Source organism: Stenotrophomonas sp. Y6 (assembly GCF_022436665.1).
Lineage (GTDB): Bacteria > Pseudomonadota > Gammaproteobacteria > Xanthomonadales > Xanthomonadaceae > Stenotrophomonas > Stenotrophomonas acidaminiphila_A.
Genome location: NZ_JAKUKB010000004.1, coordinates 209,925 through 232,123 on the forward strand (window position 1 = coordinate 209,925; position 22,199 = coordinate 232,123).

Annotated in this window: 18 protein-coding genes; 12 read left to right on the top strand and 6 right to left on the bottom strand. The window is 71.2% G+C overall.

What is annotated here, in order from left to right; genetic code table 11:
• Window positions 1-406 precede the first annotated feature (406 nt).
• From MKP15_RS06735 to MKP15_RS06780, 10 genes are all read left to right on the top strand, one after another.
• Window positions 407-2,689 (top strand): TonB-dependent receptor, encoded by a 2,283-nt coding sequence (locus MKP15_RS06735; protein ID WP_240212190.1) that lies wholly within the window; start codon window positions 407-409, stop codon window positions 2,687-2,689.
• 97 nt (window positions 2,690-2,786) lie between these two features.
• Window positions 2,787-3,512, top strand: coding sequence for a tetratricopeptide repeat protein (locus MKP15_RS06740; RefSeq protein WP_240212191.1), 726 nt, complete (start codon window positions 2,787-2,789; stop codon window positions 3,510-3,512).
• Window positions 3,513-3,523: 11 nt separating this feature from the next.
• Window positions 3,524-4,201, top strand: a complete 678-nt coding sequence (locus MKP15_RS06745) for a Fe2+-dependent dioxygenase (protein WP_240212192.1) — start codon at window positions 3,524-3,526, stop codon at window positions 4,199-4,201.
• A 143-nt stretch (window positions 4,202-4,344) separates the two neighbouring features.
• A complete protein-coding gene (locus MKP15_RS06750) occupies window positions 4,345-4,758 on the top strand; it encodes a hypothetical protein (protein ID WP_240212193.1) in 414 nt (137 codons plus the stop codon).
• A 115-nt stretch (window positions 4,759-4,873) separates the two neighbouring features.
• On the top strand, window positions 4,874-7,300 hold the full coding sequence (locus MKP15_RS06755) for a TonB-dependent receptor (protein WP_240212194.1): 2,427 nt from the start codon (window positions 4,874-4,876) through the stop codon (window positions 7,298-7,300).
• Window positions 7,301-7,416: 116 nt separating this feature from the next.
• Window positions 7,417-8,064, top strand: coding sequence for a PepSY-associated TM helix domain-containing protein (locus MKP15_RS06760; protein ID WP_161613430.1), 648 nt, complete (start codon window positions 7,417-7,419; stop codon window positions 8,062-8,064).
• Window positions 8,065-8,090: 26 nt separating this feature from the next.
• Window positions 8,091-8,609, top strand: a complete 519-nt coding sequence (locus MKP15_RS06765) for a DUF2271 domain-containing protein (RefSeq protein ID WP_240212195.1) — start codon at window positions 8,091-8,093, stop codon at window positions 8,607-8,609.
• Window positions 8,610-8,633: 24 nt separating this feature from the next.
• Complete coding sequence (locus MKP15_RS06770; protein ID WP_161613429.1) at window positions 8,634-9,488, top strand: DUF4198 domain-containing protein; 855 nt, start codon at window positions 8,634-8,636, stop codon at window positions 9,486-9,488.
• Window positions 9,489-9,622: 134 nt separating this feature from the next.
• Window positions 9,623-10,591, top strand: coding sequence for an FAD:protein FMN transferase (locus MKP15_RS06775; RefSeq protein ID WP_240212196.1), 969 nt, complete (start codon window positions 9,623-9,625; stop codon window positions 10,589-10,591).
• Window positions 10,588-12,195, top strand: coding sequence for a sulfite reductase flavoprotein subunit alpha (locus tag MKP15_RS06780; RefSeq protein ID WP_240212197.1), 1,608 nt, complete (start codon window positions 10,588-10,590; stop codon window positions 12,193-12,195). Before MKP15_RS06775 ends, MKP15_RS06780 begins: the two co-directional genes overlap by 4 nt.
• Before the next feature lie 621 nt (window positions 12,196-12,816).
• Here MKP15_RS06780 and MKP15_RS06785 read toward each other — a convergent pair.
• From MKP15_RS06785 to MKP15_RS06795, 3 genes are all read right to left on the bottom strand, one after another.
• Window positions 12,817-13,203, bottom strand: coding sequence for a DUF1801 domain-containing protein (locus MKP15_RS06785; RefSeq protein WP_104939376.1), 387 nt, complete (start codon window positions 13,201-13,203; stop codon window positions 12,817-12,819).
• A gap of 74 nt (window positions 13,204-13,277) precedes the next feature.
• Window positions 13,278-13,877, bottom strand: coding sequence for a HutD family protein (locus MKP15_RS06790; RefSeq protein WP_240212198.1), 600 nt, complete (start codon window positions 13,875-13,877; stop codon window positions 13,278-13,280).
• Window positions 13,878-13,990: 113 nt separating this feature from the next.
• Window positions 13,991-15,823, bottom strand: a complete 1,833-nt coding sequence (locus MKP15_RS06795; RefSeq protein WP_240212199.1) for a D-(-)-3-hydroxybutyrate oligomer hydrolase — start codon at window positions 15,821-15,823, stop codon at window positions 13,991-13,993.
• Between the two features lie 113 nt (window positions 15,824-15,936).
• Here MKP15_RS06795 and MKP15_RS06800 point away from each other — a divergent pair, with 113 nt between their 5' ends.
• On the top strand, window positions 15,937-16,734 hold the full coding sequence (locus tag MKP15_RS06800) for a 3-hydroxybutyrate dehydrogenase (protein WP_104939378.1): 798 nt from the start codon (window positions 15,937-15,939) through the stop codon (window positions 16,732-16,734).
• 120 nt (window positions 16,735-16,854) lie between these two features.
• A complete protein-coding gene (locus MKP15_RS06805; RefSeq protein WP_054667194.1) occupies window positions 16,855-17,520 on the top strand; it encodes a response regulator transcription factor in 666 nt (221 codons plus the stop codon).
• 33 nt (window positions 17,521-17,553) lie between these two features.
• Here MKP15_RS06805 and MKP15_RS06810 read toward each other — a convergent pair whose 3' ends face one another.
• Genes MKP15_RS06810 through MKP15_RS06820 form a run of 3 tightly spaced genes read right to left on the bottom strand, consistent with a single transcriptional unit; the run spans window position 17,554 to window position 22,117 of the window.
• On the bottom strand, window positions 17,554-20,829 hold the full coding sequence (locus tag MKP15_RS06810; RefSeq protein WP_240212200.1) for an efflux RND transporter permease subunit: 3,276 nt from the start codon (window positions 20,827-20,829) through the stop codon (window positions 17,554-17,556).
• A gap of 1 nt (window position 20,830) precedes the next feature.
• Window positions 20,831-21,904: an efflux RND transporter periplasmic adaptor subunit gene (locus MKP15_RS06815; protein WP_240212201.1), complete on the bottom strand. Its 1,074-nt coding sequence runs from the start codon at window positions 21,902-21,904 to the stop codon at window positions 20,831-20,833.
• Between the two features lie 9 nt (window positions 21,905-21,913).
• Entirely contained in the window at window positions 21,914-22,117 is a 204-nt protein-coding gene (locus tag MKP15_RS06820; protein ID WP_104939381.1) for a DUF2892 domain-containing protein, read from the bottom strand.
• Window positions 22,118-22,199: the final 82 nt, after the last annotated feature.

The following is a 22,199-nucleotide window of genomic DNA, read 5'->3' on the forward strand; positions in this document are numbered from 1 at the left end:
CGCCCGCCGGCGGCGCGGCCGTTGTCGCGTCCGCCGGCCAGCCGGCGGCCCCGGGTGGCCCATCGCTGCACCTGACTGCGATTGCCGAAGCCGATGCCGAAGCAGCGACCCGCGTCGCGCGCCCGGCGGCACTGTCGCGCGCGCCCTGGCCGGCATCGCATCCGGCCCGGCCAGCCACGCCTCGGCGGATCAAGCCGGCGCCTGCGGCACCCGACGCACGGGCGTACCGGTCGCCTCCGGGGCATGCGCCCCCTGCGCGCCACCACGGCTGAGTTCCGCGCGGCGGGTCCACGTGCCAAAGGCCGCCAAGGGCCGCGCCTGCCTGCTCCGTTCCGCTTCCCGGGCGTCCGCACCGCCGGCGCCCGCGCTGCCGCTTTCGTCTTACTTTTCCCGGACATCGTCATCCATGAGCCCCATCAAGACCCGCAAGTACCCGCCGCGTGCCGCCATGCTGGCCACCGCCACCCTCGCCGCCGGCTTCTCGCCCTTGGCCGCGCAGGCGGCGGACGCTGACGCCGGCGCCGCACAGGCCACCGATCTGGACAAGGTCCAGGTCCGCGGCAGCTGGTTCGCGCCGTCCTCGCCCAAGTTCACCGCCGAACTGCTGAATACGCCCAAGTCGGTGGCCGTGGTCACCGAGAAAACGCTGCAGGAGATCGGCGCCACCAACCTGGTGGACGCGCTGCGCATGGTGCCCGGCATTACCTTCGGCGCTGGCGAGGGTGGCAATTCGACCGGCGACCGCCCGTTCCTGCGTGGCTTCGATGGGCAGAGCAACATGTTCGTCGATGGCCTGCGCGACGTCGGCAGCCAGACCCGCGAAGTGTTCGACCTGGAGCAGCTGGAAGTGGTCAAGGGCCCGAGCTCGGCCTACGGCGGCCGTGATTCCGGCGGCGGCAGCATCAACCTGGTCAGCAAGACCCCGAAGCTGAAGAACCAGACCAGCGCCAGCATGGGCGTGGGCAGCGACCGCTACGCGCGCGGCACCGTGGACGCCAACTACGTGCTGGGCGACGGCATCGCCGCACGCCTGAACCTGCTCAAGCACGAGTCCGACATCCCAGGCCGCGACGCCGCCAACGTCAGCCGCTGGGGCATCGCGCCATCGATCGCCTTCGGCCTGAACGGGCCGCTGCAGGTGATCGCCAGCCATTACCACCTGGAAACCGACGACCTGCCCGATGCCGGCGGCTTCCCGTATGCCGACCCGGCCACCGGCACCACCACCGGCCGGCCGCTGGTGCCTGACCGCAACAACTACTACGGGCTGAAGGACCGCGACTTCCAGCGCACCCGCGCCGACATCAGCACCCTCGATGCCAGCTATGACCTGGGCGGCCACAAGCTGCGCAACATCGCGCGCCTGGGCAACACCAGCAACGACTACCTGTGGACCCAGCCGGACGACAGCAAGAACAACCCGAACAAGTACGGCACCCTGTGGCGCCGCACCAACGACCGCGCCATCGATACCCGCACCTTCGCCGACCAGCTCAGCCTGACCGGCGCCTTCCAGACCGGCGGGCTGAAGCACAGCTACAGCGCCGGGGTCGAACACAGCGAGGAGAAGAGCAGCAAGGGCCGCTACCTGATCGGCGGCGGCGGCACCAGCAACGCCATCGACGGCACCCAGGCCTGCCCGACCACCGGCGCGGCGACCGGCTGGAACTGCACCGATTTCTACAACCCCAACCCGAACGACCCCTGGGCCGCCACCCACCCGGTCACCCGCAGCGACAAGGCGCTGGACATCCGCCAGACCACGCGCACCGCGTCGGTGTACGCGTTCGACACCCTCGAACTGAGCCCACGCTGGCTGCTCAACCTGGGCCTGCGCTGGGACGACTACGACACCGAGCAGGTCACCCCGGTCGCGGGCAAGGCGCCGACCGTGCTGCGCAACAGCGAGTCCTTCGTCAACTACCAGGCCGGCGTGGTGTTCAAGCCCACGGCCAACGGCAGCATCTACCTGTCCTACGGCACCTCGTCCACGCCGCCGGGCATGGACAGCGGCGAAGGCAACGACGCGATCAGCGCCGCCATCCAGAACCTGAAGCCGCAGGAGACCAGGAACTACGAGCTGGGCACCAAGTGGGACCTGTTCGGCAACCGCCTGAACCTGACCGCCGCGCTCTTCCACACCGAGATGAACAACGCGCGCGTGGTGGTCGACAGTGGTGACACCCGCAACGCCGGCCGCAAGGCGATCAACGGCGTGGAGATCGGCATCAACGGGCAGATCAGCGAACGCTGGAGCGTCGCCGGCGGCTACACCTGGATGGATTCGGAGCTGAAGGACAACGGCTACGTCTGCTCGGTGCCCAGCCGCAGCGGCTGCCCGGCGCCCGGGGTGTGGATCGTCTCGCCGAACAACGGCAACGTCTTCCCCAACACGCCGCGGCACGCGGCCACGCTGTGGACCACGTATGCGCTCCCGTTCGGCCTGACCCTGGGCGGTGGCGCCAGTTACGTGGACAAGCAGTACGGCGACGTCGCCAATACCAAGTGGATCCCGGCCTACACCCGCTGGGACGCGATGGCCAGCTACGCACTGCAGGACAACATCAGCCTGCAGCTCAACCTGCAGAACCTGACCGACAAGGTCTACTTCACCAAGGCCTATTCGTCGCACTACGCGAGCATCGCGCCCGGGCGTTCGGCCACGCTGGCGCTCAACGTCAGGTTCTGATCCAGGGACACCGACGGCGGCAGGTCTGCTGCCGCCGTCTTCGCCTTTCCGGCAGGCCCGTCTTTCCTCCAAACGCCAGGCCCGATCGAAGCCACCGATGTCCGCGTCCTCCCGCCCCTTCCTCGATGCCGACGCGCTGGCCGCGCGGCTGAGCGCGGACCCGCACGCGGCCTTCGCCGATGTCCGCGCGGCCGCCCAGGGCGGACTGGTCGCCGCACAGCTGCTGCTGGCGCAGATGTACATGGACGGCAAGGGCGTGGCGCGCGACGCCGAAGCGGCATTGCTGTGGTACGCCACCGCGGCCAACAATGGCGATGCGCTGGCGATGAACATGCTCGGCCGCTGCCACGAACTGGGCCAGGGCACCGCGCACGATCCGGCACTGGCTGCCGTCTGGTACCGGCGCGCAGCCGGGGCCGGGCTGGACTGGGGCATGTACAACCTGGCCAACCTGCTCGCCACCGGCCGCGGCGTGGCGCAGGACCGCCGCCAGGCGCTCGCGCTCTACACCCGCGCCGCCCACCTGGGCCACGCCAAGTCGATGAACCTGCTGGCGCGCCACCTGGAAGACGGGCTGGAGACCGCGCGCGACCCGCAGGCGGCGCTGTACTGGTACCGGCGCGCGGCCGAAGCCGGGGACTTCCGCGGGCAGGCCAACTACGCCTCCATCCTGTTGCAGCAGGCGCGCATCGACGAAGCGCTGCACTGGCTGCGGCTTGCGCTCGCCCACGGCAGCCCCGCGTTCATGGCGCATATCGTTCCGCAACTGGCCGCCTCGCCGCACCCCCGGGTACGCGCGCTGGTCGACTCTCCCGCAGACTGAGGAAAGCCCCGATGCTGCTGCATATCCCCAACGTGTTGACACCGGCGCAGGTCGCCGGCTTCCGCGCCCGGCTCGACGCCGCGCAGTGGATCGATGGCCGCCAGACGGTGGGCCACCTCGGCGCCCAGGCCAAGCGCAACGAGCAGTTGCCGGAGGATTCACCGCTGCGGCGCGAGCTGGGCGAGACCCTCCTGCTGGCACTGGCCAGGCACCCGCTGTTCTTCAGCGCCGCCCTGCCGCTCAAGTACCTGCCGCCCCGCTTCAACCGCTACACCGGCGGCGGCACCTACGACTTCCATGTCGACGGCGCGGTGATGAACCTGTCCCAAGGTGAACAGCTGCGCTCGGACGTGTCGTGCACGCTGTTCCTCAACCCGCCGGACGAGTACGACGGCGGCGAGCTGGTCATCAGCGACACCTATGGCGAGCATGCGGTGAAGCTGCCGGCCGGCGACCTGATCCTGTACCCCTCCAGCAGCCTGCACCAGGTGACGCCGGTGACCCGTGGCGCGCGGCTGGCGTCGTTCTTCTGGGTGCAGAGCATGGTCCGCGACGACACCCGGCGGCGGATGCTGTTCGAACTGGACAGCTCCATCGAGACCCTGTGCCAGGGCAACGCCGACGCCGGCGCGGTGCTGCAGCTGACCGGCGTCTACCACAACCTGCTGCGGCAATGGGCCGAGGTCTGACGGTGCGGTGGGCGGGTTGATCCGCGTCAACCCGACCTCAAATGAAATGAATTCTTATTTGCATCGGATAACGAATCCCAACTACAATTGCGCAACGCCGCCGGCCCGTTGATCGGCGGCCACTGACGCCCACCGGGGATCCGATGCACCACCTGCTCCGCCGCCGCTGCCTGTCCGCCGTTGCGCCCCTGCGCAACGGCCTGCGCATGCCGCTGTGGGGGTTGATGGTCCTGTGCCTGCTGCTGGGCCCTGCCGGCACCGGCCAGGCGCATGTCGCGCCCGCGACCCGGGCGCCGTCGGCCGCCGTCGGCGCAGGCGAGGAAACGCCCGCGGGCGAGACGGCCGCGCAGGAAACACCCGCCAAACTGCGCCGCGTGGCCACGCTGCAGGCGCCGCGCGCGGCCTGCCTGCGCGCCGCGCCGCCACGTCCCGTGGCATGCGCCGTGGACAGCGCATCGCCCCTGACGTCCGCCCTGCCGGCGGCTTCGCCGGCGCCCCCGGCCGCCCTGCCCAGGCACTGGCGGTCGCAGCGCAGCCAAGCGCCCCCACCGCGCTGAGCCGTCGCCGCGCGGCCACGCCGCGCCTGTTCCACCGCCCCTTCCGTCGCTGCCATGGCGCCCGTGCGCCAGCGGCCCGCCGCACCCTTCTCCATTCCGTTCCCGAGGTCTTCCCATGGCTCTGCGCCATCGTTTCCGCGCGCCCGCCGCGCGCACTTCCCTCGCCCTCGCCCTGCTCGCCGCGCTGCCGGCGCTGGCCCACGCCTCCGGCGCCCCCGCCGCGCAACCGTCCACGCTGGACACCGTCGTGGTCACCGCGTCCGGCTTCGAGCAGAAGATCACCGACGCGCCGGCCAGCATCTCGGTGATCACCCGCGAGGACCTGGCCAGGCGCCCCTACATGACCCTGCTGGACGCGGTGCGCGACCTGGAAGGCGTGGACGTGGGCGAGACCCGCGACAAGACCGGCCAGGGCACCATCTCCATGCGCGGCATGGGCGCGGACTACACCCTGATCCTGGTCAACGGCCGCCGCCAGAACAACCACGGCGACATCTACCCGAACAACTTTGGCGGCAACCAGTTCAACCACATCCCGCCGCTGGACGCGATCGAGCGCATCGAGGTGATCCGCGGGCCGATGTCCACGCTGTATGGCGCCGACGCCATGGGCGGGGTGATCAACATCATCACCCGGCGCACCCTCGACAGCTGGCACGGCTCGGCCAGCATCGCCCGCACCGTCGAGACCGACGACGCGTTCGGCGACGACAGCACGGTGGACTTCTTCGTCACCGGGCCGCTGCTGCCCGGGGTGCTCAACCTGAGCGCGCGCGGCAGCTGGTACGAACGCAAGGCTTCCAACCCGACCTATGCAGCGGCCACCGATCCGGCCGGCGGACTGCACACCCGCCCGCTGGGCTTCGGCAGCGGCGGCAAGACCGTGGACAACACCAACAAGGCCGGCGGCATCACCCTGGCGTGGATGCCATCGGACAACCAGACCCTGTCGCTGGACTACGACACCTCGCGGCAGACCTACGACAACAGGATCAGGATCAACGACAGCGGCGTGGAGGAATACCCCGTCGGCACCGTCGACACCATCAACAGCATCTGGCGCGCCTCCAACTACTGCAGCGGCGCGAGCGGCGCCAATGCCGCCGCCTGCCGCGCCAACGGCGGCACCTGGGCGCGGCGCGCCGACCCGCGAGTCGGCTACAGCGCATCGCAGGCATTCACCCGCGATGCCTGGGCGCTGACCCACGAAGGCCAGTGGGACATCGGCAACAGTTTCGTCTCGCTGGCGCGGGTGGCCACCAACAACGATGGCCGCACGCTGCCGTTCACCGTGGCCGAGCGCGAACGCCTGCTGGCGATGATCGACGGCACCGGCGCATATGCCGGCATGGGCCTGGCCGAGCGCCGCGCGCTGGCCGAGTCCACCTTCCTGCCGCGCCCCAAGCGCACCCTGGAGAGCGCGCAGTACACCCTGGACGCCAAGCTCGACGTGCCGTTCCAGGCCGCCGGCGAGCACACCCTGGTGGTCGGCACGCAGGTCATCCGCGGCGATCTGACCGACGGCGTGTTCGGCACCGAGAAGGGCACGCCCGGGCTGAAGCAGGAGCACGACATGTACTCGCTGTTCGTCGAGGACAACTGGAAGGTGAGCACGCCGCTGACCCTCACCGCGGGCCTGCGCTACGACGACCACAAGGTGTTCGGCGACCACCTGAGCCCGCGCCTGTACGGTGTCTATGCGCTGGGCGAGCAGTGGACGATCAAGGGCGGCGTCAGCACCGGCTTCAAGACCCCCAAGACCACCGACCTGTACGACGGCGTCATCGGCTTCGGCGGCCAGGGCACGCTGCCATTCTTCGGCAACCCGGACCTGAAGCCGGAAACCAGCACCAGCACCGAGCTGGCGGTGTACTGGCAGCACCCGCGCGGCCACAACTTCAACGCCACGCTGTTCCACAACCGCTTCGAGGACAAGATCGACAGCCAGCCGTGCGGCGCCGGCCTGGCCCTGCGCTGCACCAGCAGCGGCGAGTATGCCGAGCTGGGCTATTCGAGCAGCAACCGCACGGTCAACATCGACGAAGTGGTGATCCAGGGGGCCGAGCTGGCCGGGCGCTGGCAGATCAGCGATGCCTTCGGCCTGCGCGCCAACTACACCTTCACCGACAGCGAGCAGAAGAGCGGCGCGGAGAAGGGCCTGCCGCTGGGCAACAGCGCCCGGCACATGGCCAATGCCACGTTCGACTGGCAGGCCAGCGACCGCCTGAGCCTGTTCCTGACCGCCGAGGCGCGCTCCAGGCGCTACCGCGGCGTCAGTGCCGTCACCGGCAAGGAGCTGTACTACAAGGACTACACGGTGCTGCACCTGGGCGCGTCGTTCGAGGCCACCGGCTGGCTGACCTTCAACGCGCGCATCAACAACCTGCTCGACCGCGACTTCACCACCTACCAGACCACGTTCACCGACCTCAACGGCAACGGCATCTACGGCGACGTGACCAACGAGGTGCTGTTCGAGGACGACTACAACAACAAGGACAAGGCGCGCAGCGTCTGGCTGAGCATGAACCTGCGCTTCTGATCCGCCGTGGCGGGTAGCGCCGGCCGCACCCGCCGAGGCCGGGATACAGAGCGATACAAATTGCGAATCATTCTCATCAATGTTCTAATTCCATCTCTTTCCCCCGCACCACGCCCGTGTCCGCCGAACGCTCCCCCGCCGATCTCGTCCAGCAGCAGGCCAGCCGCGGCTTCTGGCTGCGCACGCTGCACCAGTGGCACTGGATCAGCTCGGCGGTCTGCCTGATCGGCATGCTGCTGTTCGCCGCCACCGGCATCACTCTCAACCATGCGGGCAGGATCGAGGGCGCGCCGCAGGTGACCAACCGCCAGCTGGACCTGCCGCCGCCGCTGCTGCAGGTGCTGGCGGCGCCGCACGCCGATGGCAATGCACCGCTGCCGGCGCGGGTCGCCGACTGGCTGGCGCGCGAACTGGACGTGGCCATCGGCGGGCGCGCGGCCGAGTGGTCGCCCGAAGAGATCTACCTGTCGCTGCCGGGCCCCGGCAGCGATGCCTGGCTGAGCATCGACCGCGAGACCGGCGCGGTGGAGTTCGAACGCACCCGCCGCGGCTGGGTGTCGTACTTCAACGACCTGCACAAGGGCCGCAACGCCGGCGCCGGCTGGGGCTGGTTCATCGACCTGTTCGCGGTGGCCTGCCTGGTGTTCTGCATCACCGGCCTGTTCCTGCTGCACCTGCATGCGCGGCAGCGGCGCATGACCTGGCCGCTGGTCGGCCTGGGCCTGCTGGTGCCGCTGCTGATCGCCCTGCTCCTCATCCACTGAACACGCTTTCCCTACGGAGTCGCACCATGCGCGTCACCCTCACCATCGCCCTGAGCGGGCTGCTCGCCGCCGCCCCGGCGGCCTACGCCGCGAGCCTGGACATCAACGTCGAGATCCCCCGGCTCAACGTGGCCGAGTACCACCGGCCCTACGTGGCGGTGTGGGTCGAGGATGGCGCGCAGAAGTCGGTGGCCAACCTGTCGGTGTGGTACCAGCAGACGTCCAACGCCGAAGGCCATGGCACCAAGTGGCTGCCCGACCTGCGCCAGTGGTGGCGCAAGAGCGGCCGCACCCTGCAGGTGCCGGTGGACGGCGTGACCGGGCCGACCCGCCCGGCCGGCAAGCACGCGCTGAGCTTCAGCGACAGCCAGCCGCAGCTGCGCAACCTGCCCGCCGGCCAGTACACCCTGGTGGTGGAAGCGGTGCGCGAGGTCGGCGGCCGCGAGCTGCTGAAGATCCCATTCGAGTGGAAGGGCAAAGCCGCCACCGGCAACGCCCGCGGCCAGAGCGAACTGGGCCTGGTCACCCTCGCCACCAAGCCCTGACCTTCCGGACAAGGAGAAACCCGCATGAAACACACCACGCTGCTCGCCGCGCTGATCGCCGCCTCGCTTCCGTTCTCCGCCCTGGCCCACAAGCAGTGGCTGCTGCCCTCGGCCACCGTCGTCGCCGGCAACGATGCCTGGGTGACGGTCGACGCCGCGGTATCCAACCAGCTGTACTACCCCGACCACGTGCCGATGCGGCTGGACAACGTCAGCATCGCCGCGCCCGACGGCAGCACGCTGCAGCCGCAGAATCCGGCCACCGGCAAGTACCGCAGCGTGTTCGACGTGCCGCTGGCGCAGGAAGGCACCTACCGCATCGTCAACCTCAACCGGGGCCTGTCCGCGCGCTGGGATACCCCCGAAAGCCTGGCCGCGGCCAAGGACAAGCCGGCGGCCGGCGGCATGGGCGGCGCCCGTGGCGGCTTCCTGCGCAACGCCACGGCCGAGGACCTGGCCACCAAGATTCCGAAGGACGCGCAGAACCTGCAGGTCACCGAAGGCATCGGCCGGGTGGAGACCTTCGTCACCAAGGGCAAGCCGAGCACCGTCGCGGCCACCGGCAAGGGCCTGGAACTGGTGCCGGTCACCCATCCCAACGACCTGTTCGCCGGCGAGGAAGCCACGTTCAGGCTGCTGGTCGACGGCCAGCCCGCCAGTGGGCTGGAGGTGGAGATCGTGCGTGGCGCCACCCGCTACCGCAACGCCCAGGACGAGATCAAGGTGACCACCGGCGCCGACGGCAGCTTCAAGGTGACCTGGCCGGAGGCGGGCATGTACTGGCTGGAAACCTCGACCAGCGATGCCAGGACCAGTGCGCCGCAGGCCAAGCAGCGCCGGCTGAGCTACGTCGCCACGCTGGAAGTGCTGCCGCAGTAAGGCAGCGGCACGTGCCGGGGAGCCACGGGCAGGCCGTCGCCGCGGCGGCCCCCCAGCTCCCCCGGCCCGCGCCTGCACGGGTACCGGCGCGGCCGCCGGCGCCCCTCTTCTTTCCCCTGTCCGCATCCCCTTCCATGTCATCCGACATCGCCGCACTCGGCGGCCACACCATGGGCACCACCTGGAGCGTCAAGCTGGTGGCGCCGCGCGACCGCGACCTGCATGCGCTGCATGCCGGCATCCAGGCGCAGCTCGACCGCGTGGTCGCGCAGATGAGCACCTGGGCGCACGATTCGGATATCAGCCGTTTCAACCGCGCGGACCGCGGCCACTGGCAGCCGCTGCCCGACGATTTCTGGCAGGTGCTGCAGGCCGCGCGCAGCGTCGCCGAACGCAGCGACGGCGCCTTCGACCCTACCGTGGGCCCGCTGGTCGCGCTGTGGGGGTTCGGCGCCGATGCACGCGGCCAGCGCCCACCCGACGCGGCGCAGATCGCCCGTGTCGCCGCGCAATGCGGCTGGCAGCGGCTGCGACTGGACGCGCAGGCGCAGGCCGTGCTGCAACCGGGCGGCCTGCAGCTGGACCTGTCGGCCATCGCCAAGGGCTACAGCGTGGACCTGGTCAGCCGCTGGCTGCGCGCCCAGGGCATCGAAGCGGCGCTGGTCGAGGTCGGCGGCGAACTGCATGGCCGCGGCCGCAAGCCGGACGGCCAGCCGTGGCGCGTCCTGGTCGAATCGGCACCCGACGAGGATGCCGGCAGCGGGCAGCCGCCACGCGTGCTGGCACTGGACGACCTGGCCGTGGCCACCTCCGGCGACCGCTGGCACCGCTATGAACACGACGGGGTGAGCTACAGCCACACCCTGGACCCGCGCCGGCAGGCGCCGGTGACCGGTGCCGCCGCGGCGGTCACCGTGGTCCACCGCGAGGCGATGCTGGCCGACGCCTGGGCCACCGCGTTGACGGTGATGGGGGCCGACCAGGGATGCGCGTTCGCCGATGCCCATGGCCTGGCCGCGCGCTTCCTGCAGCGCGGCGCCGATGGCCCGCTGGAAACGTTGTCGCGCGGCTTCCGGCAGCAGCTGGACGCGGGCAACGCATGAACCATCCGGGCTCGATGCGCACCATCGCCGGCAATGCCGTGGTCATCGCCGCGCTGCTGGCCATCGCCGGACTGCTGCTGCGCCTGCACCTGGGCCAGGACGGCTGGCAGCCCACGCCGCTGCCGGCGCGGCGCTGGATCGCGCTCGCCGCGGTGCTCGGCTACGTGGCAGGGTGCCTGGCGCTGTGGTGGCGCGCGCGCCCGCGCCCGGACGAGCCCGGCGACAGCGGCGAACCGCCGCTGCTGGTGGCCTGGGCCAGCCAGACCGGCTTCGCCCGGCAGCTGGCCGGGCATACCGCGCAGAGCCTGCGCGATGGCGGTTGCCGGGTACGCCTGCGCGCGCTCGACCAGGTCGATGCGACGCTGCTGGCCGGTACCCGCAAGGCACTGTTCATCGCCAGCACCACCGGCGAGGGCGATCCGCCCGACCACGCCCTGGCCTTCCTCGACCAGGTGATGCGCCAGGCGCCGGCGCTGCCGGCGCTGCAGTACGCGGTGCTGGCACTGGGCGACCGCAGCTACGCGGACTACTGCGCGTTCGGCCACCGGCTCGACGACTGGCTGCGCGGACAAGGCGCGCAGCCGTTGTTCGATACCGTGGACGTGGACAATGCCGATCCGGCCGCGCTGCGCCACTGGCAGCAGTTGCTCGGCCAGTTCGGCGACGGCCGCGTGCAGGCCGACTGGAGCCCGCCCGATTACCAGCCGTGGGTGCTGCGCGCACGGACGCGGACCAATCCAGGCAGCGTCGGCGGCCCGGTGTTCCAGCTGTGCCTGCAACCGGCCGACGCCGCGCTGCCCGCCTGGCAGGCCGGCGATATCGCCGAAATCGGCCCACGGCACGCGCCGGCCACGGTCGAACAGTGGATGCGCGCGCACGCGCTCGATCCGGCGACAACGCTGGCCGATGGCCGCGCCCTGCGTGAACTGCTGGCCGCGGCCAGGCTGCCCGAGGCGATCGATGGCAGCGCGCCCGAGGCGATCGCGGCGGCGCTGCAGCCATTGCCGCACCGGGAATACTCCATCGCCTCGCTGCCCTCGGAGAACCACCTGCGGCTGCTGCTGCGGCGGCAGTCGCATCCGGACGGCACCCCGGGCCTGGCCAGCGGCTGGCTGTGCGACCACGCCGCCATCGGCGCGCGCATCGACCTGCGCCTGCGCGCCAACCCCAACTTCCACCCGCCGGCCGGCGACGCGCCGCTGGTGCTGATCGGCAACGGCACCGGCATCGCCGGCCTGCGCGCGCACCTGCGCGCACGCATCGACGCCGGCGCACGGCGCAACTGGCTGCTGTTCGGCGAACGCCACCGCGCCCACGATTTCCACTTCGGCGACGAGCTGGAGCAGTGGCGTCGCGATGGCGGCATCGAACACCTGGATACCGTGTTCAGCCGTGATGGCGGGCCCCATCGCTACGTGCAGGACCTGCTGGCCGCGCAGGCCGGGCGATTGCGGCGCTGGGTCGACCACGGCGCCACCGTGCTGGTCTGCGGCAGCCTGCAGGGCATGGCGCCGGCGGTGGACGCGGTGATCGCACAGGTGCTGGGGCGCGAATGCAAGGAACAACTGGTCCGGGAGCGGCGCTACCGCCGCGATGTTTACTGACGGACCCGCATGAAGCGGGGAACGGCGGGGCCGCCTGCCGGGACGTGAGGGGTAATGCCGCATGCGGGGCAAGCCCCGCCTCTACGATCCGCATCAACACAGGACCGTGGTGCCGGGTTTGTCCGGCACATGGCTTTCCCGGTAATGCCGCATACGGGGCAAGCCCCGCCTCTACGATCCGCATCAATACAGGACCGTGGTGCCGGGCTTGTCCGGCACGTGGCTTTTCCGGTAATGCCGCATGCGGGGCAAGCCCCGCATCTACGATCCGCATCAACACAGGACCGTAGTGCCGGGTTTGTCCGGCACATGGCTTTTCCGGTAATGCCGCATGCGGGGCAAGCCCCGCCTCTACGATCCGCATCAACACAGGACCGTGGTGCCGGGCGTGTCCGGCAGATGGCTTTTCCGGTAATGCCGCATGCGGGGCAAGCCCCGCCTCTACGATCCGCATCAACACAGGACCGTGGTGCCGGGCGTGTCCGGCACGTGGCTTTTCCGGTAATGCCGCATGCGGGGCAAGCCCCGCCTCCACGATCCGCATCAACACAGGACCGTAGTGCCGGGCGTGTCCGGCACATGGCTTTCCCGGTAATGCCGCATGCGGGGCAAGCCCCGCCTCTACGGCAGCAGCGCCATCCACTGCCTGATCAGCGCCACCACTGCGGCCTGCCTTGCTTCCAGTTCGGCGGCATCGCGGAATTCGAGCAGGGCGCGGTCCGGGGCCAGCCAGGTGAGCAGGCCGTCCGGATCGGCGATGGCGCCCACCGGCAGGCTGCGCTTCTGCGTTCCCAGGTGCAGGATCAGGCGCACCACGTCGGGCCGGCGCAGCTGCATCGTCGCGAAGTGCCCGCGGCTGCGGAAGCTGGGGGCATTCCACTTGACCTCGTCGCGGATCGCCGGATCCACCGCCAGGAGCAACGCACGCAGCGCGCGGATCACTGCCAGCCGCGGGTGATCGAGCGCATCGATGAAGGCATCGACGTCCTTGCCATGGGTCTTGTCCATCGTCGCTCCCGGCGCTGCGGCCAGGCGCCATCATCGGCCGCCGCGCACGCGGCTGTCCACGCGCCGCGCCCGCCTCAGGCGACGTGCGCGGCCGGCGAGACCCGGATCGCCAGCAGCTCGCCGGCACCGTGCAGCGCATGCCGCCGGCGCGCGCCGGCCCCCAGCCAGGCGCTGTCGCCGGCCTCCAGCGGCGGCAGCATCGGGTCCTCGAACGCCGCCTGCCCGGCCAGCAGGTGGATCGCCCACGCCACCTGCGGCTCGCAGAAGAACAGCATGCTGCCGACCAGCGGCCGGTGCAGCAGCTCGGCACGCAGGTCGGCGCGACGCCACATCAGGTTGAAATCGCGGGTTGGGCCATCGACCAGTTCGCCATCCAGCGCGTCCTCGCCGGCGAACCGCAGCCGCTGGTATGGCGGCAGCAGGGTTTGGCAGCGGCCATCGGCGAAGCGCAGGCGCAGACCCTCGCCTTCGAGCAGCACCAGTTCGCGTTCGATGCCGGGAAACGCGGAAAACGCTGCGTCGTGTTCGATCTCGGCGATGGACAGGCGCAGCTGCCACGGCTCCTGCGCCGGCAGGCGCAGGATCTCGCGGGTCCAGCCCAAGCCGTTGCGCCACCGCTCGCGCTGGTAATCGGCGGCCGGAATCACCCGGGAAGGCGTCGTCAGGATATCCATCGGCGCATGATGCCACGCCGCGACGATGGCGCCGCCACGACAGCGGCGGCGATCCGCATGCTGCGTGCCGCGCAGGACCGACGCGGCGATGCCCACGCCTGCGTGCGCGTCGCCTACTTCGGCAGCGCCAGGTTCTCCGCGGACAGCGGCTTGCCCATGCGCGGCGTGGTCTGGATCACCGCGTCGGCCGGCAGTGGCGTGCCCTTGTCCAGACGCGCCTGCACGCGGTCAAGCGCGGCATGCACGTAGGGCAGCAGCGGCAGGTAGCGCGCGCCGTAGTCGGGCAGCCCGAGGAAGCCGTCGAAGTGCTGCACATGGCGTACCTGCCAGTAGTTCACCTCGCGCCCGGCGGCCTTGGCCGCGGCCACATATGGCGCGCTGCTGAACGCCGGCGGGATCAGGCCGTCGTCGGTGCCGTGCACCACCATCACCGGCAGGCCGCTGCGCGGCAGCCCGGCGCGGGTGGCCTCGATCCCGGCCTGCACCCGGCGGGCATCCTCGCCCTGCCCGTCCCACAGGGCGCGCAGGCACTTCAACCCGGGATAGGTCAGGTCCGGCAGCCGCACCTTGCTGTCGAGCAGGCCGACCCCGGCCCCCGGCGGGATGCCGCTGCCATCGGCGATCCACGCCGCGCGTTCGGCGGCGGTGGCCGCACGCGGCGAAAAATCCGGGTTCTGCGCGGCGAAGCTGAAGCCGCACGGATGCTCACCCACGCCATAGCGGCCATAGGCCGAGGCATAGCCGGCGGCGACCGCGCGCCACAGGTCGAAGCCGGTGGACAACGCGCCGGCACGCAACGCAGCGTCGGTCCAGCCCTTGCCCAGCATCAGTTCGTAAGCCGACCGGGCCTGCGCCGCCGGCGTGGCGCCGGCGATGACGCCTTCAGCCGCCAGCGTGGCGCAGCGCACCGTGGCAGCGGCCTGCAGCGCGGCGGTCAGCGGCGGCTGCGGCAGGTCGGTCATGTTCAGTTGCGCGCACGGCATCAGCAGCGCCGCCTCGGTAGCGTAGTCGTACAGCGCGCGTGCACCGGGGCCACTGGACAGCACGCTCGGTTCGCCGGCAACCACCGCGTCCAGCCAGTCGCCCTCCATCTCCGCCGCGCGCAGCACCGCGCCGCCGCCGTTGGAGATGCCCACCGCGATCACGCGGGTGTTGGCGAAGGTGAACGGCGCGGCCTGCGGGAAGGCCTGGTCCAGCGCCAGCAGCGCGAACTCGGCCGCCTGCTTCACGTGACGGCCCCAGTCCGCTTCCGGGTTGTCCCGCGAATGGGCGTGCTTGAACGCCACGCCGGACGCATTGACCGGCGCATCCGGCACGAAGGCCAGGTCGGCGGCCTCGCCGAGCGCGCCGACCATGCCGTTGGCACGCACGCCCATCTGCGCATCCAGGTCGAAATAGTCGCTGCCCGCGCCCTTGTCGGTGTAGACCACCGCGCAGCCGCGCGGCAGGCCCCAGGCCGCCGCCACCGACACCGCGCCGTAGATGCCGCGCGAACCCGACGCCGGCGCCACCAGCACGCAGCGCCGGCCGCTGTCGAAGTTGTCCGGCACCTGCGCCAGCACGCGGTGCGGCTGGTGCGCGCCAGGCAGGCGCGCATAGGCCGAGTACTCGCGCCCCGGCACCGGGGCCAGGTCGCCGAACAGATCGCCATAGCCACCGCCCGGGGCCAGGTCGGCGATGCCGCGCCAACTGCCCCACAGCGCGCGCCGGCGCAGTTCCTCCACGGTCGGCGCGCCGGCATCGGCGAATGCCGGCGGCGCCAGGCTGCGCAGCCCGGCCAGGCCGAGCCCGGCGGTCAACAGGTCGTCGTTGCCGCGATGCTCGCTGCGCAGTTCGTTGCTGAACATGGAAGACTCCACGGACTTGGACGCAGGGCCGCTGGCGCACGACGCCAGGCCGAATCCGACGATGAGGCCGCAGGCGGCGCGCAGGAGGGAAGTAGTCATGTCCCCACACTAGCAGAGCGCCCCGCCCGGCCCATCGTACTTTCGTACCACGCGGCGCTTACGTTCCGGCTGCTACGTTCTGCAGCCTTCCCCCACTGTTTGACGGAGTTCCCATGGACCGCTTCCTGCAGGGTCGCACCGCGCTGGTCACCGGCAGCACGTCGGGCATCGGCCTGGCCATCGCCCAGGCACTGTCCGCCGCCGGCGCGCGCGTGGCGATCAACGGCCTGGGCACGGCCGAACAGATCGACGCCGCGCTGGCCGGCGTCGCCGCGGCCGGCGGGCAGTCGCGCCATTTCGGCGCCGACCTGCGCAATCCGGCCGAGATCGAGGCGATGATGGCCGCGGTGCAGGACTGGGGCGCGCTCGACGTGCTGGTCAACTGCGCCGGCATCCAGCATGCCGCGCCACTGGCCGAGCAGCCCGCCGGCAAGTGGGACGACATCATCGCCATCAACCTCAGTGCCGCCTTCCACACCATGCAGCAGGCGCTGCCGGGCATGGCCGCGCGGGGCTACGGCCGGGTGGTCAACATCGCCTCGGTGCACGGGCTGGTGGCATCGAAGAACAAGGCGCCCTACGTGGCCAGCAAATTCGGCATCGTCGGCCTGAGCAAGGTGGCCGCGCTGGAATACGCCGCCGCCGGCAGCCGCGATAGCGGCGGGGTCACCGTCAACTGCGTGTGCCCGGGCTGGGTGGAAACGCCGCTGATCGAGCCGCAGATCCAGGCCCACCGCCACGGTGGCAGCCGCGACGACGGCGTGCGCGCCCTGCTCGAGGAGAAGCAGCCCAGCCTGCGCATGTCGCTGCCCGAGGACATCGCCGCGATGGTGGTGTGGCTGTGCCGCCGCGAAGCGCACAACCTCACCGGCGCGGCGCTGCCGATGGACGGTGCCTGGACCGCGCAGTAAGCGCATGGCGGCGCAACCTGCCGGGCACCGCGGCCGCGCCGACGGCGCCGCTGCCGGCCGGGGTGCGCCACCGCCACACATTGGCCGACAATGCAGGCATCACCCGCCCCTTCCTGCCCCATGCCCAGCCTGCTGATCGCCGACGACCACCCGCTGTTCCGCGCCGCACTGCGCCAGGCCGCGGGCGAGGCGGTGGCCGACCTGCAGGTGCGCGAGGCCGAATCGCTCGAGGGCGTGCTGGCGGCGCTGGACGCCGCGCCCGACACCGACCTGATCCTGCTCGACCTGCACATGCCCGGCAACCACGGGCTGGCCGGGCTGGCGGCGATCCGCGCCCAGCACCCGGGGGTGGCGGTGATCGTGGTGTCGGCCAACGACGACCCGCGCGTGGTGCGACGGGCGCTCGACCACGGCGCCGCCGGCTACCTGCCCAAGAGCTCGGGGCTGAACGAACTGCGCGAGGCGATCCGCAGCGTCATGGCCTGCGAGCAATGGCTGCCGGCGTCGCTGCGCGCGGCGGTGGCGCGGGCGCAGTCCTCCAGCCACGACAGCGAACTGGCCGCACGCCTGGCCAGCCTGTCGCCGCAGCAGTTCCGGGTACTGGCGCTGGTCGCCGAGGGCCTGCTCAACAAGCAGATCGCCGACCGCCTGGACGTGCAGGAACGCACGGTCAAGGCGCACCTGTCGGCGATCTTCGAGCGCCTGGGAGTGCGCAACCGCACCCAGGCCAGCGTGGTGCTGCGCGAACTGGAACTGAGCGACCCCAGCCGCCAGAGCGACCTGTAACGCGCGGCGCGCCGGGACGCGCCGCGCCACCGGTCATGCCGCTGCCTGGCGCTGGCGCCGCCGCGACAGCAGCGCGTAGTACAGCAGCGGGATCACCACCAGGGTGAGCACGGTCGACACCAGGATGCCGAAGATCAGCGCGATCGCCAGGCCGTTGAAGATCGGGTCGTCGAGGATGAAGAACGCACCGGCCATCGCCGCCAGCGCGGTGAGCGCGATCGGCTGCGCGCGCACCGCGCAGGCATCGATAACCGCCTGCTCCAGGGTCTGCCCGCGTTCGACCAGGTGGTTGATGAAATCCACCAGCAGGATCGAATTGCGCACGATGATGCCGGCCAGCGCGATCATGCCGATCATGCTGGTCGCGGTGAACTGCGCCCCGAGCAGCGCATGGCCCGGCATCACCCCGATCACGGTCAGCGGGATCGGCGCCATGATCACCAGCGGCACCGCGTAGTTGCGGAAGTACGCCACCACCAGCAGGTAGATCAGCACCATGCCGGCGACATAGGCGATGCCCATGTCGCGGAAGGTCTCGTAGGTGATCTGCCATTCGCCGTCCCACTTGATGCCGAAGCCGGCGCCGTCGGTCGGCTGGCGCACGAAGAACTGCGCCAGGCGCTGGCCGTCGATGGCGTGGTCGCCGACCTGGCCGACCAGGTCGAACATGCCGTACAGCGGGCTGTCGATGCTGCCGCTTTCGTCGCCCATCACGTACACCACCGGCAGCAGGTCCTTGTGCTGGATCGCGCCATCCCAGGGCGCGCGCCGCACCGTCACCAGTTCCGACAACGGCACCAGCTGGCCGTTGCCGCCGCGTACCCGCAGCGCCAGCACGCCGTCGAGCGTGGCCTGGCCGCTGGCCGGCAGCCGCAGCCGGATCGGGCGCGGGTACAGCGAGCCGCTGTCGATGACATGGCTGGCGTCGCTGCCCGCCAGCCCGGCGGCGATGGTCTGCACGATGTCCGCCTGCGACACGCCCAGCCGCGCCGCGCGCTCGCGGTCCACCACCAGCACCTCGCGCGCGGCATCGGCCTCGACGCTGCTGTCGACGTCGACGATGCCGTCGGTGTCGAGGAAGCGCCGGGTCAGCGCGCGCCCGATCTGGCGCAGGCGCGCATGGTCCGGGCCGTACAGCTCGGCCACGATCGGCGACAGCACCGGCGGTCCCGGCGGCACTTCCACCACCTTCACCGAGGCGCCATGGCGGCGTCCGATCCGCGCCACCTCCGGGCGCAGCGCCACGGCGATGTCGTGGCTCTTGCGGCTGCGCGCGTGGCGGTCGACCAGGTTGACCTGCAGGTCGCCGGCGTTGGCGCCCTCGCGCAGGTAGTACTGGCGCACCAGCCCGTTGAAACTGATCGGCGCGGCGGTACCGGCGTAGCCCTGGTAGTGCAGCACCTCCGGGGTACGGTCGAGCACGCCGGCCAGTTCGGCGAGCACCGCGTTGGTGGCCTCCAGGGTGCTGCCTTCGGGCATGTCCACCACCAGCTGCAGTTCAGACTTGTTGTCGAACGGCAGCATCTTCAGCACCACCAGGCGGAACACCGCCAGGCTCGCGGCCAGCGCCACCAGCACGGCCATGGCCAGGAACAGCCAGCGCCGCCGGCGCGCGGCGCCGTCACCGGCCAGGAACGGCGTCATCACCCGCGCGAACACGTGGTGCAGGCGCGCGGCCATGCCGCCTTCGACATGGCCGTGGGCGCCGGCCACCGCTGCGCCCGCATGGCGGCGCAGCAGCTTCAGCGACAGCCACGGCGTGACCACCAGCGCGATCAGCAGCGACAGCACCATGCCGACCGAGGCATTGATCGGGATCGGCCGCATGTACGGCCCCATCAGGCCGCTGACGAAGGCCATCGGCATCAGCGCGGCGATCACGGTGAAGGTCGCCAGGATGGTCGGCCCGCCCACTTCGTCGACCGCCGGCGGGATCGCCTCGCGCAGGGTCTTTCCGCCTTGGGCCATGTGCCGGTGGATGTTCTCCACCACCACGATGGCATCGTCGACGAGGATGCCGATCGAGAAGATCAGCGCGAACAGCGACACCCGGTTGAGGGTAAAGCCCATGGCCCAGGACGCGAACAGCGTCACCGCCAGGGTCAGCACCACCGCCGAACCGATCACCAGCGCCTCGCGGCGACCCAGCGCGAACAGCACCAGCAGCACCACCGAACCGGTCGCGAACACCAGCTTCTTGATCAGGGTCTGCGCCTTGTCGCTGGCGGTCGCGCCGTAGTCGCGGGTGACGGCTACCTCCACGCCCTCGGGAATGACCTGCCCGCGCAGCGCCTCGATCCGCTCCAGCACCGCGCCGGTGATGTCGGCCGCGTTGCTGCCCGGCTGCTTGGTGATGGCCAGGGTCACCGCCGGCGCCACGCCGGTGCGCGGGCCGGCGCGCCCGGGCGGCGCGCCGTGCCAGACATAACGCGACGGCAGGTCGGTGGCATCGCTCACCGTGGCCACGTCGGCCAGCCGCACCGGCTGCCCGCCGTCCACCCCCAGCACCAGCCCGGCCACGTCGGCGCGGTCGGCCAGGAAGCGCCCGGCGCTGACCTGCACCACGCCGTCGCCACCGATGCGTTCGCCCGCCTGGCGCGCCAGGTTCGCCGCCTGCAGCGCCGCGGCCAGGTCGTTCACCGCCAGGCCATGGGCGGCCAGGCGCGCCGGATCCAGCGTCACCATCATCGCCCGCTCGGGCGCGCCGATGGTGTAGACGTCACGGGTGCCGGGCAGGTGCTTGAGCTCGGTTTCCAGGGTATGCGCGACCTGGGACAGTTCCAGCGCGCCACGCCCGCCGGCACCGCGGTCCGCCGCCGTCGGCGCGGGCGCATCGGCCCACAGCGTCAGCGCCATCACCGGTACGTCGTCGATGCCGCGGGGCTTGATGACCGGCTGGCCGACGCCCACGTCCGGCGGCATCCAGTCCATGTTCGAGAACACCTTGTCGTACAGGCGCACCAGCGCCGCCTGCCGCGGCACGCCGACGTCGAACTCCACGGTCAGCACCGCCAGCCCCGGGCGGCTGACCGAATAGGTGTGCTTGACCTGCTCGATCCCGGCCAGCCGGCGCTCCAGCGGATAGGCCACCAGCTGCTCCACCTGGCGCGCGTCGGCGCCGGGGAACGGCACGATGACGTTGGCCATGGTCACGTCGATCTGCGGCTCTTCCTCACGCGGGGTGATCGCCACCGCGACCAGGCCCAGCAGCAACCCCAGCAACGCCAGGATCGGGGTCAGCGGGTTGTCCTGGAAAATGCGGGCCAGGCGGCCGGAAACACCCAGCCGCGGCGTATCGTGCGGCGCCATGTCAACGCTCCCCGCGGGCGGCGGCCAGCGCCTGCATCGCCGCCAGTGGATCGGCAGCGATGCGCTCGCCCGCCGCGAGCCCGGCGATTACCTCCACCTGGTCGCCGCGACGTTCGCCCAGGCGCAGCTGCCGCAGCGACGGCCGGCCATCGGCCAGCACGTAGACGGCATCGACCTCGCCCCGCCGCAGCAGCGCCGAGACCGGTATCTGCGGATACGCGCCGCCCTTCACCGCCGGGAACACCACCCGCACCGTATTGCCGGGCACCGGCGCTGCCTCCAGCACCGGCAGCAGCACCCGCACCTTCACCGCATGGGTCGCGGCATCGGCGGCCGGGAATACCGTCACCTGCGCCGCGTCGACCTGGCGCCCGTCGTCCAGCTGCAGCCGGGCCACGGCATCGGCACGGATCGCATCGGCCTCGGACTGCGGCACGCTGACTTCCACGCGCAGCGCATCGGGCGCGAACACCGTCATCAGCGGCTGGCCCGGGTTCACGCTCTCGCCGGGCTCGACGTCGCGGCTGCTGACGATGCCGGCATACGGTGCGCGCACCAGGGTGTAGCTGCCCTGCTGGCCGGCGCTGGCCAGTTGCGCGCGGGCCGCATCGCGCGCGGCCACCGCGGTGTCGCGCGCGGCGCGGGCACGGTCCAGCTGCGCCCGCGACACGTACTGGCCCTGCGCCAGGTCGGCATGGCGGCGATAGTCGAGCTCGGCCTCGCGCGCGGCGGCCTCGGCGGCGCGCACCTGCGCACGCGCCGCGTCCACCCCCGCCTGCTGTTCGACCGCGGTCAGCCGCAACAGCACCTGCCCGGCGGCCACCCGGTCGTCGACATCGGCCTCCACCTGCGCCACCCGCCCGCTGGTCTGCGCCGACAGCGTGGCCTGGCGCACGGCCTCCACTACGCCATCCCAGCCGCGCCCTTCGCTGGCGTCGGCGGCCCGCACTTCGATGCTGGACAGGCCCTCGACCTTGATCGGGGCAGGCTGCGGCTGGCCCCCGCCGCAGGCCGCCAAAGAGGCGGCCAGCAGCAGGGCCAGGGCATGGCGCGGGCGCAGGGTGTTCTGTTCCACGGCGCCGCCTTACTTGAACGCGCAGCCGCCGGGCACGCCCAGCCTGCGGAACACGATGGCGGCCGGGCAGAAGCCGGTGACGCTGGCCTGCAGCAGGTTGGCGCCGACGAACACGGTGAGCCACAGCCACAGCGGCGATACGAAATGCGCAAGGGCGACGCTGGCGAGGACCATCACGCCGGCGAAGGCAAGGACGGCACGGTCGAGGTTCATACGGATTCTCCTGGGCTGCACGGGACGGCACGGATGCCGGGTTGCACTAAACATTAGCATCTACTAATATTAGCGTCAACTG

Excerpts from the sequence above, each read along its gene's own strand:
- MKP15_RS06735 (WP_240212190.1), top strand. The coding sequence starts at position 407 with ATGAGCCCCATCAAGACCCGCAAGTACCCGCCGCGTGCCGCCATGCTG.
- MKP15_RS06740 (WP_240212191.1), top strand. The coding sequence starts at position 2,787 with ATGTCCGCGTCCTCCCGCCCCTTCCTCGATGCCGACGCGCTGGCCGCG.
- MKP15_RS06745 (WP_240212192.1), top strand. The coding sequence starts at position 3,524 with ATGCTGCTGCATATCCCCAACGTGTTGACACCGGCGCAGGTCGCCGGC.
- MKP15_RS06750 (WP_240212193.1), top strand. The coding sequence starts at position 4,345 with ATGCACCACCTGCTCCGCCGCCGCTGCCTGTCCGCCGTTGCGCCCCTG.
- MKP15_RS06755 (WP_240212194.1), top strand. The coding sequence starts at position 4,874 with ATGGCTCTGCGCCATCGTTTCCGCGCGCCCGCCGCGCGCACTTCCCTC.
- MKP15_RS06765 (WP_240212195.1), top strand. The coding sequence starts at position 8,091 with ATGCGCGTCACCCTCACCATCGCCCTGAGCGGGCTGCTCGCCGCCGCC.
- MKP15_RS06770 (WP_161613429.1), top strand. The coding sequence starts at position 8,634 with ATGAAACACACCACGCTGCTCGCCGCGCTGATCGCCGCCTCGCTTCCG.
- MKP15_RS06775 (WP_240212196.1), top strand. The coding sequence starts at position 9,623 with ATGTCATCCGACATCGCCGCACTCGGCGGCCACACCATGGGCACCACC.
- MKP15_RS06780 (WP_240212197.1), top strand. The coding sequence starts at position 10,588 with ATGAACCATCCGGGCTCGATGCGCACCATCGCCGGCAATGCCGTGGTC.
- MKP15_RS06785 (WP_104939376.1), bottom strand. The coding sequence starts at position 13,203 with ATGGACAAGACCCATGGCAAGGACGTCGATGCCTTCATCGATGCGCTC.
- MKP15_RS06790 (WP_240212198.1), bottom strand. The coding sequence starts at position 13,877 with ATGGATATCCTGACGACGCCTTCCCGGGTGATTCCGGCCGCCGATTAC.
- MKP15_RS06795 (WP_240212199.1), bottom strand. The coding sequence starts at position 15,823 with ATGACTACTTCCCTCCTGCGCGCCGCCTGCGGCCTCATCGTCGGATTC.
- MKP15_RS06800 (WP_104939378.1), top strand. The coding sequence starts at position 15,937 with ATGGACCGCTTCCTGCAGGGTCGCACCGCGCTGGTCACCGGCAGCACG.
- MKP15_RS06805 (WP_054667194.1), top strand. The coding sequence starts at position 16,855 with ATGCCCAGCCTGCTGATCGCCGACGACCACCCGCTGTTCCGCGCCGCA.
- MKP15_RS06810 (WP_240212200.1), bottom strand. The coding sequence starts at position 20,829 with ATGGCGCCGCACGATACGCCGCGGCTGGGTGTTTCCGGCCGCCTGGCC.
- MKP15_RS06820 (WP_104939381.1), bottom strand. The coding sequence starts at position 22,117 with ATGAACCTCGACCGTGCCGTCCTTGCCTTCGCCGGCGTGATGGTCCTC.